Annotated in this window: 15 protein-coding genes and 1 tRNA gene; 8 read left to right on the plus strand and 8 right to left on the minus strand. The window is 64.7% G+C overall.

The window, feature by feature from the left end; all coding sequences use genetic code 11:
* Positions 1–122: 122 nt before the first annotated feature.
* Entirely contained in the window at positions 123–1,346 is a 1,224-nt protein-coding gene (locus K4G67_RS02205) for a tyrosine-type recombinase/integrase (protein ID WP_239804777.1), read from the minus strand.
* 165 nt (positions 1,347–1,511) lie between these two features.
* Positions 1,512–1,598: transfer RNA gene (locus K4G67_RS02210), tRNA-Leu, on the minus strand.
* 239 nt (positions 1,599–1,837) lie between these two features.
* Between K4G67_RS02210 and K4G67_RS02215 the strand changes: the two genes are divergently transcribed.
* Entirely contained in the window at positions 1,838–2,830 is a 993-nt protein-coding gene (locus K4G67_RS02215; protein ID WP_239804778.1) for a complex I NDUFA9 subunit family protein, read from the plus strand.
* Between the two features lie 59 nt (positions 2,831–2,889).
* On the opposite strand, the gene K4G67_RS02220 is transcribed toward K4G67_RS02215, so the two are convergent.
* Complete coding sequence (locus K4G67_RS02220) at positions 2,890–3,561, minus strand: glutathione S-transferase family protein (RefSeq protein WP_239804779.1); 672 nt, start codon at positions 3,559–3,561, stop codon at positions 2,890–2,892.
* Between the two features lie 146 nt (positions 3,562–3,707).
* On the opposite strand from K4G67_RS02220, the gene mobA reads away from it, so the two are divergent.
* The 5 genes from mobA (at position 3,708) to dcd (ending at position 6,116) form a co-directional block, all read left to right on the plus strand.
* Entirely contained in the window at positions 3,708–4,247 is a 540-nt protein-coding gene (gene mobA, locus K4G67_RS02225; protein WP_239804780.1) for a molybdenum cofactor guanylyltransferase, read from the plus strand.
* Between the two features lie 50 nt (positions 4,248–4,297).
* Positions 4,298–4,780: a UPF0262 family protein gene (locus K4G67_RS02230; protein ID WP_239804781.1), complete on the plus strand. Its 483-nt coding sequence runs from the start codon at positions 4,298–4,300 to the stop codon at positions 4,778–4,780.
* Positions 4,781–4,787: 7 nt separating this feature from the next.
* Complete coding sequence (locus K4G67_RS02235) at positions 4,788–4,943, plus strand: hypothetical protein (protein WP_239804782.1); 156 nt, start codon at positions 4,788–4,790, stop codon at positions 4,941–4,943.
* 15 nt (positions 4,944–4,958) lie between these two features.
* The gene (locus tag K4G67_RS02240; protein ID WP_239804783.1) at positions 4,959–5,483 is read left to right on the plus strand and encodes a glycoside hydrolase family 25 protein; all 525 of its coding nucleotides are present in this window, start codon (positions 4,959–4,961) and stop codon (positions 5,481–5,483) included.
* Between the two features lie 78 nt (positions 5,484–5,561).
* Positions 5,562–6,116, plus strand: coding sequence for a dCTP deaminase (gene dcd / locus K4G67_RS02245; RefSeq protein WP_239804784.1), 555 nt, complete (start codon positions 5,562–5,564; stop codon positions 6,114–6,116).
* A 120-nt stretch (positions 6,117–6,236) separates the two neighbouring features.
* On the opposite strand, the gene K4G67_RS02250 is transcribed toward dcd, so the two are convergent.
* Together K4G67_RS02250 and yghU are read right to left on the minus strand one after the other, a co-directional pair.
* Positions 6,237–7,562 (minus strand): GntP family permease, encoded by a 1,326-nt coding sequence (locus K4G67_RS02250; RefSeq protein WP_239804785.1) that lies wholly within the window; start codon positions 7,560–7,562, stop codon positions 6,237–6,239.
* Between the two features lie 292 nt (positions 7,563–7,854).
* The gene (gene yghU / locus K4G67_RS02255) at positions 7,855–8,697 is read right to left on the minus strand and encodes a glutathione-dependent disulfide-bond oxidoreductase (RefSeq protein ID WP_239804786.1); all 843 of its coding nucleotides are present in this window, start codon (positions 8,695–8,697) and stop codon (positions 7,855–7,857) included.
* A 23-nt stretch (positions 8,698–8,720) separates the two neighbouring features.
* On the opposite strand from yghU, the gene K4G67_RS02260 reads away from it, so the two are divergent.
* Together K4G67_RS02260 and K4G67_RS02265 are read left to right on the plus strand one after the other, a co-directional pair.
* Positions 8,721–9,656 (plus strand): XdhC family protein, encoded by a 936-nt coding sequence (locus K4G67_RS02260; protein WP_239804787.1) that lies wholly within the window; start codon positions 8,721–8,723, stop codon positions 9,654–9,656.
* Positions 9,653–10,255: a nucleotidyltransferase family protein gene (locus K4G67_RS02265; protein WP_239804788.1), complete on the plus strand. Its 603-nt coding sequence runs from the start codon at positions 9,653–9,655 to the stop codon at positions 10,253–10,255. Before K4G67_RS02260 ends, K4G67_RS02265 begins: the two co-directional genes overlap by 4 nt.
* Here the strand turns inward: K4G67_RS02265 and K4G67_RS02270 are convergent.
* The 3 genes from K4G67_RS02270 to K4G67_RS02280 are packed head-to-tail and all read right to left on the minus strand — an operon-like array spanning position 10,252 to position 13,996.
* Complete coding sequence (locus tag K4G67_RS02270) at positions 10,252–12,441, minus strand: xanthine dehydrogenase family protein molybdopterin-binding subunit (protein ID WP_239804789.1); 2,190 nt, start codon at positions 12,439–12,441, stop codon at positions 10,252–10,254. The two genes, K4G67_RS02265 and K4G67_RS02270, sit on opposite strands and share 4 nt — an antisense overlap.
* Complete coding sequence (locus K4G67_RS02275) at positions 12,438–13,436, minus strand: FAD binding domain-containing protein (RefSeq protein ID WP_239804790.1); 999 nt, start codon at positions 13,434–13,436, stop codon at positions 12,438–12,440. The genes K4G67_RS02270 and K4G67_RS02275 overlap by 4 nt, the downstream gene beginning before the upstream one ends.
* Positions 13,433–13,996 (minus strand): 2Fe-2S iron-sulfur cluster-binding protein, encoded by a 564-nt coding sequence (locus tag K4G67_RS02280; RefSeq protein WP_239804791.1) that lies wholly within the window; start codon positions 13,994–13,996, stop codon positions 13,433–13,435. Before K4G67_RS02280 ends, K4G67_RS02275 begins: the two co-directional genes overlap by 4 nt.
* Positions 13,997–13,999: the final 3 nt, after the last annotated feature.

The raw sequence follows: 13,999 nt of genomic DNA on the forward strand, positions 1-13,999 counted from the left end.
CGGAATTGGCTTAAAGTCTGGGGCATCAGAATTGAGTTCGCCTTGCTCGCGTCAGTGTCCCTGATAGGGCTAATCCTGAGCCTTCGGTCCTGCATTGGCTGAGAAAAAATTCCTTCTTCCTATCAACCCTTCGCAAACTTTCCCACGATGACCTTTCCTCCTGTCCGGAGCTCATCAAGGTAGTCGCTCCACCATTGAGCCATGCGCACCCGCTCGTCCCAATGTTTGCCGCGATGGTAGATGCCACGCACGACATTGCTGTCGCCATGTGCCAGGGCGCGCTCGATCGCATCCGGATTCCAGAGTCCCGACTCGTTCAGGAATGTCGATGCTGTCGCCCGGAGTCCGTGCGCGGTGACTTCTTCCTTCGAATATCCCATGCGACGGAATGCCGCATTGAGCGTGTTTTCACTCATAGGACGCTTGGAGCTGCGCGCAGACGGGAAGACATAACCTTCGCGGCCGAGCATCTCGGCCAGATCAGTAAGATAGCCTCTAACCTGCTTGGAAAGCGGGACAGCATGCGCTCGACGCGCTTTCATTTTACCGGCAGGAATTTTCCAGACCCCATCGACAAGGTCGATCTCATGCCATTCGGCGTGCCGGAGTTCGCCGGGGCGCACGAACACATGCGGCGCGATCTGCAAAGCTAACTTCGTCACCATGTAGCCAGTGAAGTCGTCGATTGCGCGCAGCAGCCCGCCTAACTCGGTGGGCTCAAGGATGGCTGCATAATGCGTGGCTCTCGGCGTTACGAGAGCACCCTTCAGCATACTGGTCGGATCGGATTTGCAGCGGGTAGTAGCAACACCGTAGCGAAACACGCGGCCTGCGAACGAGCGGCATTTCTTCGCAGTCTCGTGCTTGCCAGTGGCTTCCAGTCGTTTGAGAGGAGCCAGGACTTCGAACGGCTCGATCTCGTTGATGGGTCTGTTCCCGATGGCAGGCGCAAGCTTGTCGAGGAAATAATTGGCCTTGACGATCGTGCCATCGGCACGGCCATTCTGGACCATCATCTGTTCGATATACTCACGTGCGACTGCCTCGAACGTCTGTGCAGAAAGGAACTCGGCGCGGATTTTCCGCTTCCGCTTCTCAAAGGCCGGGTCGCCGCCAGAAGCAACAGTTCGTCGTGCCTCGTAGGCCACGTCTCGCGCTTGCTTGAGGCTGATTTCGGGATAGCTGCCGATGCAGAGCTTCTTTTGCGCACCGCCGATCCGGTATCGGAATCGCCAAAGCTTGCTGCCGGTCGGCGTGACCTCAACATATAGGCCGCGCTCATCGGTTACCTTGTACGGCCTATCTTTGGGCTTGAGTGCGCGGAGGCGAGTATCTGTCAGCGGCATGTGGGGGCCTTTTCATCTGGGCCTTTGCGAAACGGCCTCAAAAGGCCCACAAAAGTGTCTGGAACCCCCGAGAACAGGCGGGACGATCCGGAACGATCCAAGGGCCAAATCCCTAGGATTTCTGCGGGTTTTATAGATTATTTGGGAGAACGTGAGAAGAACAAATGGTGCCCAGAAGAGGACTCGAACCTCCACGCCCTTGCGAGCGCCAGCACCTGAAGCTGGTGCGTCTACCAATTCCGCCATCTGGGCACGGGTGCAAGTCATCAGCCAAAGCGCTGTCTTGCGGGTAGGAGGGGGCCACTATCGGGGGCGGGTCGCGGTGTCAACGCAATCGTGCCGCAAAACTTCAAAAATTTTTCCGCCCCCTGTATCCACCCGTCTGCACAGCCTGCTTGCCCAACCGGCGCGCGCTGTGCCAAAGCAGGCCGCAATTGAGCGCCCCTAGTATCGCAGCGGGCGGCAAACGATCGACAGAGAAAGGGTGGGGCATGGCGTCCTCCAATTTTGCGGATACGCGATATGCCGGGGCGAAAGACCCGGCGCGGCTTTCGGGGAAGCTCGTCACGCTGATCGGCGGAAGCGGGTTTTTCGGGACCCATGTCGCGCAGGATCTTCTGTCAGCCGGTGCGCGCCTTCGCATTGCGAGCCGCAATCCGGAACGCAGCCATTCGCTCAAGCCGCTGGCGAATCTGGGGCAGATTCAGTTCGCCCGGTGCAACATCACCAATGCCGACAGCGTCCGCGCCGCGGTGTCCGGCGCCGATGCGGTGGTCAATCTCGTCGGTGCGTTCGAAGGCGATCTCAACGCGATCCAGGGCGAAGGTGCGGGCCGCGTCGCGCAGATCGCGCGAGAGGCCGGCGTCATGGCGTTCGTGCATGTTTCGGCGATCGGTGCGGATGAAAATTCGCAGATCCCGTATCAGCACAGCAAGGGCGTGGGCGAACGCACCGTCCTCGAAGCCTTTCCCGATGCGACGATCCTGCGCCCCTCGATCCTGTTTGGCGGCGATGATGAATTCCTCAACATGTTCGGCGGGCTGATCTCGAAATTCCCGGCCCTCCCCGTGTTCGCGCCCGAAGCGGAGTTGCAGCCGCTTTACGTCGACGATGCCGCCGCCGCCGTGCTGGCCGCGTTGCAGGGCAGCGATGCACATGGCGGAAAGATCTACGAAATCGCCGGGCCGGAACGGTTGAGCATGCTGGAAATCAATCGCCGCATCGCGCAGGCGCAAGGGCGCGATCCGACCTTTTTGCCGCTGCCCGACGCGGTGGGGAGGACAATGGCGAAGGTGATGGGCGCGCTACCGGGCGGGCCGATCAATGCGGACCAGTATGCCATGCTCGCGCAGGGAAATGTGGCGAGCGGCGATAAGCCGGGACTGGACGCGCTCGGCGTCACGCCGCGCCCGATGACGCTTTACCTCGACCGCTGGATGACGCGCTTTCGCAAGCACGGGCGCTTTACCGAAACAGACAGCTGAATTGCAGGGCCGAACGGCATCGCGTTGAAGCCGGGATCGCGCTCAGGCCGGAATCGCGTTCAGGCATTGACGTCGGAATAATGGCGCGGCGGGTGGACCCCCTCCATCCGGTCGGACAGGAGCGGCTGAAAGCTCGGCCTGCTCTTGAACACGGAATACCAGCTGCGGGCCTGTTCGTGCCCGGACCAGTTGATCCCGCCGAGGTAGTCCGCCACAGAAATTTGCGCCGCGGCGGCAAGATCGGCGAGGCTCATCGTCGGCCCGGCCAGCCAGGGGCGGTTGTCGATCAGGTAGTCGACGTAATCGAGATGTTCGTCGCATAGCCGCATCGCGGCGCGCAGGATCCGCGAATCCGGCGCCTCCTTCAACACGATGCGCTTCGTCATCCGCTCCATCGTCAACGGCGCGACCACGTCGCCATAGAAATTTTCATCGAACAGCGCGACCAGCCTGCGAATTTCCGCCCGCCCGGTCGCGGTGCCGTTGATCATCGGGTTCTTGTCGACCGTTTCCTCGAAATATTCGGCGATCGCCTTGCTGTCGACAAGCACGATGCCCTTCTCGCTATGCCGTACGACGGGGGTGCGCCCGGTCGGGTTCATGAGATAGAACGCCTCACGCGTGTCCCACGGGTTCTCCCGCTCCAGCGTGAAGGCGATGTTCTTCTCGCTCATCAACAGGCGCAGCTTGCGGCTGAAGGGGCACAGGGGGAATTGGTAGAGCTGCCACATGGAAGGAGCCTTGCGCCTTTCGCGTCGGGTGAAAGCATCGATGCAATGCGAGGGGATTGACCCGATGACATGGCATCCGTCAACAACGAACACCGGGACCGGCGGTCTATTGCGCCGCATTCGGGCGATTGGGCGGGGAAAGGCGAATGATGGCGGACATGTTGATGGGATGCGTGCTGGCCGGCGGGCAATCGCGCCGTTTCGGCAGCGATAAGGCGCTGGCCCTGCTCGATGGCGAAACACTGATTGACCGGGCGGTGCGGCAATTGCGGGCGTGGTGCGGCGATGTCGTGGTGGCGGGCCGTGTCGAGGCGCCCGCCACCACGGTCGCCGACTGGCCGGCGGCCGACATGGGCCCGCTCGGCGGGTTGGCGGGGGCGCTGCGCCATGCGCGCGATGGCGGTTATGGCGCGGTGCTGGCGTGCGGGGTGGACAGCGTGGGATTGCCCGCCGACACGCCGGCGCTGCTCTCGCCCGGGCCGGCATGCTTTTCGTCGCAGCCGGTCGTGGGGCTTTGGCCCGTTACGACGCTGCCGGTGCTCGAACGCTTGCTGACCGGGCCGGGGCGGAACAGTTTTGTCCATTTCGCGCAATTGTCGGGCGCGCGCATGGTCGATGCCCCCTGCCCGCCGGCCAATATCAACACGCCCGCCGACCTCGCCGATATTGGAAAGACGGTGGAGTAGCGACACCAGCGCTTGTGCCGCATCGCTGCATTTGCAATGGCTGTGTCATAATGGCCGACCCCCGCATCATCGACGTCACCCTGGACGAAGCGACGATATTGTGGCGCAACCCCGATATCGAGCAGGAACGCAGGATCGCGATCTTCGACCTGATCGAGGAAAACAGCTTCAAACCGCTGCGCGCCTTCGGCAACGGGCATGTCGGCCCGTACAGGTTGAATCTGGCCGTGGTGGACGGGCGCCTGTCGATCGAAATTTCGGACGAATCGGAAACATTGCTCGAAACGCTGCTTATCGGGCTGGCCCGGTTTCGCCGTCCGATCCGCGATTATTTCGCCATTTGCGACAGCTATTACCAGGCGATCCGAAAGGCCAGCGCGCAGGAAATCGAAACCATCGACATGGCGCGGCGCGGCGTCCACAACCGCGCGGCGGAATTGCTGGTCGAACGGCTAGAGGGCAAGGTGGAAACCGATTTCGCCACCGCGCGCCGTCTCTTCACGCTGATCTGCGTGTTGCACATTCGCGGTTGAGGCGCGCATGGCCCGGCGAAAATCCCGGCGCATCTGGCGCACGGTCGTGCTTGCCGCCCTCGCGCTGGCGCTGATCGGCGGGGCGGCGGCATGGTGGCGGGCATCGCACTGGGCTCCGGACCTGTCGGAATATCCGTTGCAGGGCGTCTGGCTTGGCGAGTAGGAGCGCGACATTCGCATGGAGGCGCTCCCGACGCTGGGCGCGCGCTTCGCCTATATTACCGCGAGCATCGGCGCCGACGGTCGCAATCCCGCCGCCTCGGGCGAGATGGAGCGGGCGCTCGCCGCGGGGCTTTCGGTCGGCGCGGTGCACATCTTCGACCCCTGCCGCAGCGCCGACGCGCAATCGGCGAATTTCATGACGCTGGTGCCGCGCGCATCGGTGCTGTTGCCTCCCGCCGTCGTGCTGCGCGGCAATGGCGAGGCGTGCACACCGCGCGTGCGCGATGCCGCGCTGGAGGCGGAACTCGTCACCTTCCTCAACCAGATCGAGATGCACGCAGGCAAGCGCGCGATCCTCGCCCCCGATGCGGCATTCGAGGCGCAATACGGCTTTGCCGCGCGGTCGCAGCGGCCGTTATGGCTGACGCGCAACTGGATGATGCCGGAATATGGCAGGCGGGCCTGGGATTACTGGACCGCGAACGATGCGCGTGAAACGGGGCCGGTGGATGTTCCGCTGCGCTGGATTGTGGCGCGATAGCCAAACGGATTGCACCGCGCGCGATGATGCGGCATCGCAGGCGGTCGCGAATACGGGCAGAGGCAGGAGGGATACCGGATGGCGATACAATCGGACCGCTGGATACGCGAACAGGCGCAAAGCCATGCGATGATCGAACCCTTCACCGAGGCGCAGCGCCGCGACGGGTGCATATCCTACGGCCTGTCGTCCTATGGCTATGACGCGCGGGTGGCGGATGAATTCAAGATCTTCACCAATGTCGATTCCGCCGTGGTCGACCCCAAGGATTTCGCCGCCAACAGCTTCGTCGACCGCAAGACGGACGTGTGCGTCATCCCGCCCAACAGCTTTGCCCTGGCCCGCACGGTCGAATATTTCCGCGTGCCGAAGGACGTGCTGGTCATCTGTCTCGGCAAATCGACCTATGCGCGGTGCGGAATCATCGTGAACGTGACCCCGCTCGAACCCGGCTGGGAGGGGCATGTCACGCTCGAGTTTTCGAACACCACGCCGCTTCCGGCCAAGATCTACGCGAACGAGGGCGCGTGCCAGTTCCTCTTCCTTCAGGGGAACGAGCCGTGCGAGATCAGCTATGCCGACCGCGCGGGCAAATATATGGGGCAGCGCGGGGTCACCCTGCCCCGCCTGTGACGCTTCCCCGCCTGTGACGCTTCCCCGCCTGTGACGCTTCCACGCCTGTGACGCTTCCCCGCCTGTGACGCTTCCCCGCCTGTGACGCTTCCCATGTGACGCGGCCCCGGATCACGAGGGTCAGAACGCGGTAAAGAGCGCGAGCGCCAGTATCGTGCCGAGCACCGGCACCACCACCGTGGTCGCCCCCACCGCGGTATAGGCGCTGGCATGGGTTTCGCCGCACACCGCGCGGATCGTCGTCACGACATAGCCATTGTGTGGCAGGCTATCGAGCGCGCCCGACGCAATTGCCACGGTCCGGTGCAATTCCGCCGGGTCCGCCCCCGCATCGAGGTAATGCGGCGCGATGAGAGGCAGGGCAATCGTCTGTCCGCCGGACGCGCTCCCGGTAAGGCCGGCGATCACGGTCACCGCGACCGCCGCCCCGATGAGCGGGCTCCCCGGAATATCCTGCACCGCGGCGAGCGCATCGGCAAAGGCGGGCGACAGTTTCGCGACCGAGCCGAACCCGACAACGGCGCAAGTGTTGGTGATCGCCACGACCGCACCGGTCGCCCCGCGGGAGAATACGGCGGGAAACTGCCCCCGCTGCGCCCATCCCACCATGCAGGCGAGCGCCACCCCTGTCAAAAGCGCGGCGACCAGTGCCCATTTGCCCAAATCCTGCGTCGACAAAAACATGCCGAGCACGCCCACAAGCGGCAGCATCGCCAGCAACGGTGACGGCAGCCGCGTATCCACGGCGAAATCCGCATCGGTCGCGCGGGCGGCGAAACGCTCGCCACCGGCGACGGCATGCCGCACCATCCGCGCGATCCACGCATAGCCGAGTGCGGCCATGAACGCGGCGACGACAATACTGACCTGCCACCCGGCATAGGCATCGGTGCCGAGGAAGGGCATGGGGATGAGATTCTGAATCTCAGGCGATCCGGCGCTCGTCATCGTGAACGTTACCGACCCGAACGCCAGCGCGCCAGGAATAAAGCGGCGCGGCAGGTCCGCCTCCCGAAACAATTCGACGGCAAGGCCGTAAACCGCGAAGGCGACGATGAACACGCTGACCCCGCCATAGGTCAGCACGGCGCAGGCCAGCACCGTCGCGGCCAGCGCATAACGGCTGCCGAGCCGCCGCGTGATCGCCCGCGCCACCGATGTGGCCGCCCCGGATGCGGCCATCACCTCCCCGAATATCGCGCCCAGCAGGAACATGAAGAACCAGTCGGCAAGAAAGCTCGCAAATCCGGCCATGTAGCTGCTGGCGAAATCGGGCGCTGCCCCCCCGCCTGGCAATGAACCGGCGAGCGGCGGCAGCAGCGGCAGCCCCGCCGTCACCGCCACGACAAAGGCGGCGACCGGCCCCGCGATCAGAATGTCGATACCCCGCACCGTCATCCAGATCAGCAGCGCCAGACCGCCGATCAGCCCGATCCAGCTCAGCATGTGTCGAAAGTCCCCTCGCCTCTTGTGCTTTGCAACCTTGTCGTCAATCGCACCGTTCGCGTCGAGAGGGTTTTGCGAATGATGGGCATGTCACGCCCAATTCGCCGGCGAATGCCCGCATGGATGGCCAGCGTTACCGCACCGATTATCGCTCTCATGCGAAATGAGCGTAGAAGGGGTGGCCGGACCCGTAAGGTTCCGGTCACTCCGTCATCGTGCGGACGACGCCGTCATCATCATGGGTAGAGCGGAGCGTAGCAAAGCCATCTTGCCCGCTCACCCATATCGACGCCTAGGTATCGAGTGCGTCGAGATCGGCGGCATCGTGCCGTTCCGCGATGCCGCCGACGCGGTCGCTCACATCATTGACGAGCCGGCCGCGGCGCACCGCCTTGCGCTCGCCGATCATCCTGGCCCAGCGGCGCACATGCTCGTATTCCTCGACCTGAAGGAACGTGCCCGCGTCATACGCCTTCCCCATGACCAGCGCGCCATACCACGGCCATGTCGCGATATCGGCAATCGAATAGTCGTCGCCCGCCAGATATTCGCGGGTGGCGAGATTGCGGTTCAACACGTCGAGCTGGCGCTTCGCCTCCATCGCGAAACGGTCGATGGCATATTCGATCTTTACCGGCGCATAGGCGTAGAAATGGCCGAACCCGCCGCCAAGATAAGGCGCGCTGCCCATTTGCCAGAACAGCCAGGACAATGTCTCTGCCCGCGCTTTCGTCTCGCTGGGCAGGAACATCCCGAATTTTTCGGCCAGATGCATGAGGATCGCACCCGATTCGAAAATGCGGAACGGTTCGGCCCCGCTGCGGTCGAGAAGCGCGGGAATCTTCGAATTGGGATTGATGTCGACGAAACCGCTGGAAAACTGGTCACCTTCCATGATGCGGATCGGCCATGCGTCATATTCGGCCTCCATCCCGGCGGCGAGCAGTTCCTCGAACATGATCGTCACCTTCTGCCCGTTGGGGGTGCCTTGGGAATAAAGCTGAAACGGGTGGTCGCCTGTCGGCAGGTCGCGTTCGGTCCGCGCGCCCGCCGTTGGGCGATTGACCGCGCCGAACGTGCCGCCGTTTTCCTTTTCCCATGTCCACACTTCGGGCGGTGTATACTGATCGGTCATGGTGTCCTTGTGCTCCTGTCGCTATGCGGATCGGGAAACGATTTGTACCCGCGCCGGTTGGCCCGTCATACGCCAACCCGGCCCTGCAGCTTGAGCGAGATTGCCCCATTTCCGTTCCCGAATTTCCGCATAACGACACCGCCGCCCTGCGTGCCGCCGCCGACGGGGGCGCGCTATGCACCATTGTCGAGATCGACGGCAGCTTTTCGCGCCGCCTCGGTGCGCAGCTTTGCGTGAAGTCCGATGGCAGCGTCGTCGGCAGCATGGCGGACGGATGCCTGGAGGCCGCGCTCGTCGATGCGGCGCGGCAGGGCGGGCCGGCGCGGGTGCTGCATTTCGGGGGGGCGGGCGATGCGATGGATCTGCGCCTGCCGTGCGGATCGCGGATCGCCATCTGCGTCGATCCCGCGCCCGACCGTGCGCTGCTGTCCCGCGCCGTCGCACGGCTGAATGAAAGACGGACGGCACGGATCACTCTTCCCTGCGACAAGGGCGCGCGCGACTATATCCCCGAATTGCGGATCGTCGCGGTCGGCACCGGGCCGGAGCTTTCCGCGTTCGAGCGGCAGGCAGCAACCTTCGGCGCGGCCACGGTCGCACTCCGCCCGCATGGGGAGGACGGCACGGGCCTTTCGCTTGGTCAGGCGCCTCAGCTGCCGCTCGATCCGTGGACGGCGGTCGTGGTGCTGTTCCACGATCACGAATGGGAACGCGCGATCCTGCCATGGGCACTGCGCGGTCCGGCGTTCTATGTCGGGGCGCAGGGTGGGCGCGCCGCGCGGGAGGAACGCGCGCTGTTCCTTGAAAGTTGCGAACTCGAACCCGGCGCGATGGCGCGCATGCACGGGCCGGTCGGCCTCATCGCACAGGCGCGCGACCCGGCGGTGCTCGCGCTGTCGGTGCTTGCCGAGATCGTCGCCGAATACGAACGAATCGAGAAACGCGCAGGTCCGGCGTGATTGCGCCCGAACAGGTCGTTGCCGTGACGTTGGCCGCGGGATTGTCGCGGCGCTTCGGCGGGGACAAGCTGTCGGCGCCGATCATGGGGACGCGCGTGCTGGACGCCAGCATGGCCGCGCTCGACAGCCTTCCCTTTGCGGGGCGTGCCGTGGTGCTGAACCCCGCGCGGGCAGACAGGTGGGACAGGGCCGATGTGGCTGTCATCCGCAACACGGCGCCGGAACGCGGGATGGGTCATTCGCTTGCCCTCGCCGCGCGATATGCCGCCGATAACGACGCGCGGTTCCTGCTCGTCACGCTGGCCGACATGCCGCGCATCTCGCACGAAACGATCGCCGCGCTGCTCCGCGCTGGGCGCGATCGCGGGGACGCGCTGGTCGCGGCGCGGCCGGACGACATGCCCCCCGGCCCGCCGGCGATTTTTGGGCGCGACTGGTTCGCGCAGCTTTCCGGGGCGGAGGGCGATACGGGCGCGCGCAACCTGCTGCGCGATCCCGCACACGCGATCGTCACCCTGCCCCTATCGGCCGCGGAGGCGCTCGATATCGACACCCCCGCGGATCTGTACGCCGCCGACCCCGAGCGGACGGAAGATTAAGCCATTTCGGCGATGATCTTGTCTAGCGTGGCGGGATAATCGCGCACGCGCACGCCGGTTGCGTTGAAGATCGCATTGGTGATCGCCGCCGCCGCGCCGCAAATGCCAAGCTCGCCAATGCCCTTCGCCTGGATCGGGCTCGATTCGCCGTCGCGCTCGTCGATGAAGATCACGTCCTGCTGCGGCACGTCGAGGTTCACCGGCACATGATATTCGGCCAGATCCCGATTGGTCAGATGCCCGTCGCGAAGATCGAACATCAGATCTTCGTGCAGCGCGATCCCCAAGCCCCATGTCATCCCGCCGATGCATTGCGAACGCGCGGTCTTTTCATTGAGGATGCGCCCGCAACCGAACACGCCGAGCATGCGGCGCACGCGGGTTTCGCCGGTGACCGCATTGACCGCGACCTCCGCGAAATGCGCGCCATAGGTCGCACTCTGCACCTTTTCGGCCAGCTTCCCGCTTTCGATGCGGCCCTCGACGCAGATGTCGCTGTCGAGCAGTTCGGCGAGCGGTGTCGACCGGTTGCCGCAAATCGCCTGCCCGTCCTTGAGCGTAAGCGCGTCGGGTTTGCAATCCAGCCGTTCGGCGATCCTTTCGCGGATTTCCTCGCACGCGACGAAGACGGAGGACCCGGACGATGCCGCGCCCCACGACCCGCCCGAACCGGCCGCGGGCGGAAGGTCCGTATCGCCGAGGATGGTCGTGACCCGCTCGCTCGGCAGGCCTAGCATCTCCGCCGCGATCTGCGTCAGGATGGAATAGGTGCCGGTCCCGATGTCGGTCATGTCGGTTTCGACAATCGCGGTCCCGTCGGCCTTCAACGTGACGCGCGCCTCCGATGCCTGCAACATGTTGACGCGGGCCGCGGTCGCCATGCCCATGCCGACGAGCCACTCGCCTTCGCGCCGTGTTGCGGGTTTCTCGGGCCGCTTGTCCCATCCGAACGCGTCGGCCCCTGTACGCAGCGCCTCTTCCATCTTGCGCGAGGTATAGGGGATGTCCTTTTCCGGGTGCATGTCCGGGATGTTGCGAATGCGCAGTTCGACCGGATCGATGCCCGCCTCGTGGGCAAGCTCGTCCATCGCGTTTTCGAGTATCTGCATGCCGATCGCCTCCCCCGGCGCGCGGACGGACCCGGCACAGATGCGATTGACGCGGTGGAGGTAGAGATCGAGCTTGCGATTGTCCCCGCCATACAGGAAATGCGTCGCCTGCAGTACCGGCTCGGCAAAGCTTTCCTCAGGCAGGTTCGACACCCATGCCTCGTGGCCGAGGCCCGACAGCTTGCCGTCCTTGTCGGCGGCGAGACGCACGCGCTGCTTCGATTCCGAACGGCGCATGACGTTTTCGAACACCTGCTGCCGCGTCAATGCGACGCATACGGGGCGGTTCAGCGCCTTTGCCGCGATGGCGGCGGCGACCGCCTCCGGCGCGATGCCCAGCTTCGACCCGAAGCCGCCACCGACATAAGGCGACAGGATGCGCACCTTGGCCGGGTCGATGCCGAGCGCGTCGGCAATCTCGTTCCGGTTATATTTCAGCATCTGGTAACTGCCGCGCAGGATCAGGTTCCCGTCCTGCCATTCCGCGACGGAGCAATGCGGCTCCATCGCCGCGCTGTTGTGGCCGGGCGTGGTATAGGTCACGTCGATGCTGTGCGCGGCCTCCGCCATCGCGGCGGAAAGATCGCCCTGATCGACCGCCTCGTCCGGTTGCGCTTCGGGCGGGGACGATGCGGGGTCGAAAACGCCGTCGTCGTCCGCGTCGAGCCGGAGCTGAATCCGGGTCGCGCCATCGCGGGCCGCCTCGAACGTCTCTGCGACGACCAGCGCGACCGCCTGCCCGAAATAATCGATGTCGGTGCCCTGTACCGGTGCCTCGTTCGCGCCGCCCTGCGCCGGATTGCGCAGGAAACGCTCATCCGAATATACGCCCAGAATGCCGTCGATATCCGCCACCGACGTTTCGTTCACATGGGCGAGCCGGCCCGAAGACGTTGTCGCGCGCACCAGCACGCCATACGCCGTTCCGGGCAGGTTGTATTCATGGGCATAGGTCGCGGTGCCGCTGACCTTCAGCTTTCCATCGGGGCGGTCCATCGGCGTGCCGATGACGCCCTGCGCCGCCTCGTCGAGGATATTGCGGCGGTCGGGCCGGTCCATCGTTCTGGTCTCGGTCATGCCGGTTCTCCTGCGGCGTTGAGTCCCGTCGCATCGGCGAGCGTCGCGATCAGCATGCGGCGGGCGAGCGGTATCTTGAAATCATTGCCGCCAAAGCCTTTCGCCTCGGCGAGCAGGGTGTCGGCGGCTTTTTCGAACAGCGCCTTCGACGGCGCCTCTCCGACGAGCAGCTGTTCCACCCGCGGATCGTGCCATGGCCGCGTGCCGAGCGAGCCGAACGCCAGATCAGCACGGGCGATCTTGCCGTCCGCAACCTCGATCACCGAGGCGAGCGACACCAGCGCAAAGGCGTAGGACGCCCGGTCCCGCGCCTTGCGATAACCCTGCTTTCCGCCCACCGGTTTCGGCAGGAGGACGGCGGTGATGAGCTCCCCTTCGTCGAGTTCGTTGTCGCGTTCCGGCGCGTCACCCGGCAGGCGATGAAACTGCCGCACGGGCAGGAGGCGCGTGCCCCCGTCGGCGGCCTGTATCTCCACCGTCGCGCCCAACGCATACATCGCCACCGCCATGTCGCCGGGATAGGTCGCGATGCAATGCTCGCTCGTGCCCAGAACGGCCATGTTGCGGTTCTGCCCGCCACGTGCGCCGCAACCGGTGCCCGGCTCGCGCTTGTTGCAGGGCATCGCGGTGTCGTAGAAATAGCTGCACCGCGTGCGCTGACACAGGTTGCCGCCGGTGGTCGCGCGGTTGCGCAACTGGCCGCTGGCCCCTGCAAGGATCGCACGGGCCAGCACGGGATAATCGCGCAGGATGCGGGCATCCGCGGCGCAGTCGGAATTGCGGACCAGCGCGCCGATGCGCAGACCGCCCTCGTCCGTCTCGTCAATCGTGTCGAGCCCGATGCGGTTGATGTCGGCGAGATCGTCCGGCGTCTCGATCTGCAGCTTCATGAGGTCGAGCAGATTGGTGCCCCCCGCGATGAAGCGCGACCCATCGGCACCCGCCTGCCGCGCATCGGTGACGGTGTCGCAGCGTTGGAATTCGAACGGCCTCATGCCGATGCTCCCTGCTTTTCGTGCGCGATTTCGCGAATGGCATCGACGATGTTGGAATAGGCGGAGCAGCGGCAGATATTGCCGCTCATCCGTTCCGAAATTTCCTCGTCCGACAATTGGGATAGGTCGATGGCGCCATCCATCTCCTCGCTGACGAAGCTGGGCCAGCCGGCCTCCGCCTCGTCCAGCATGGCGCGTGCGGAGCAGATCTGCCCCGGCGTGCAATAGCCGCATTGATAGCCGTCGTGCCGCACGAACGCCTGTTGCAGCGGATCGAGATCGTCGGCCATGCCGATCCCCTCGATCGTGGTGACGGCATCGCCGTCGTGCATGCACGCCAGCGTCAGGCAGCTGTTCACCCGCCGGCCGTTCACGATCACGGTGCATGCCCCGCACTGCCCATGGTCGCACCCTTTCTTCGCGCCGGGAAGCCCGAGATGATTGCGCAGCGCGTCGAGCAGGGTGACACGCGGATCGGCGTCGAGGTCGCGATCCTGTCCGTTGATGATAAGCTTGGTCTTCACGTTAGATGGCTCCCGCTTCTTGCCCGCTAAGCGCATGAG

Source organism: Croceicoccus hydrothermalis (assembly GCF_022378335.1).
Lineage (GTDB): Bacteria > Pseudomonadota > Alphaproteobacteria > Sphingomonadales > Sphingomonadaceae > Croceicoccus > Croceicoccus hydrothermalis.

Bases quoted from the DNA above. Each gene is read 5' to 3' on its own strand.
- K4G67_RS02205 (WP_239804777.1), bottom strand. From the start codon at position 1,346: ATGCCGCTGACAGATACTCGCCTCCGCGCACTCAAGCCCAAAGATAGG.
- K4G67_RS02215 (WP_239804778.1), top strand. From the start codon at position 1,838: ATGGCGTCCTCCAATTTTGCGGATACGCGATATGCCGGGGCGAAAGAC.
- K4G67_RS02220 (WP_239804779.1), bottom strand. From the start codon at position 3,561: ATGTGGCAGCTCTACCAATTCCCCCTGTGCCCCTTCAGCCGCAAGCTG.
- mobA (WP_239804780.1), top strand. From the start codon at position 3,708: ATGATGGCGGACATGTTGATGGGATGCGTGCTGGCCGGCGGGCAATCG.
- K4G67_RS02230 (WP_239804781.1), top strand. From the start codon at position 4,298: ATGGCCGACCCCCGCATCATCGACGTCACCCTGGACGAAGCGACGATA.
- K4G67_RS02235 (WP_239804782.1), top strand. From the start codon at position 4,788: ATGGCCCGGCGAAAATCCCGGCGCATCTGGCGCACGGTCGTGCTTGCC.
- K4G67_RS02240 (WP_239804783.1), top strand. From the start codon at position 4,959: ATGGAGGCGCTCCCGACGCTGGGCGCGCGCTTCGCCTATATTACCGCG.
- dcd (WP_239804784.1), top strand. From the start codon at position 5,562: ATGGCGATACAATCGGACCGCTGGATACGCGAACAGGCGCAAAGCCAT.
- K4G67_RS02250 (WP_239804785.1), bottom strand. From the start codon at position 7,562: ATGCTGAGCTGGATCGGGCTGATCGGCGGTCTGGCGCTGCTGATCTGG.
- yghU (WP_239804786.1), bottom strand. From the start codon at position 8,697: ATGACCGATCAGTATACACCGCCCGAAGTGTGGACATGGGAAAAGGAA.
- K4G67_RS02260 (WP_239804787.1), top strand. From the start codon at position 8,721: ATGCGGATCGGGAAACGATTTGTACCCGCGCCGGTTGGCCCGTCATAC.
- K4G67_RS02270 (WP_239804789.1), bottom strand. From the start codon at position 12,441: ATGACCGAGACCAGAACGATGGACCGGCCCGACCGCCGCAATATCCTC.
- K4G67_RS02275 (WP_239804790.1), bottom strand. From the start codon at position 13,436: ATGAGGCCGTTCGAATTCCAACGCTGCGACACCGTCACCGATGCGCGG.
- K4G67_RS02280 (WP_239804791.1), bottom strand. From the start codon at position 13,996: ATGCGCTTAGCGGGCAAGAAGCGGGAGCCATCTAACGTGAAGACCAAG.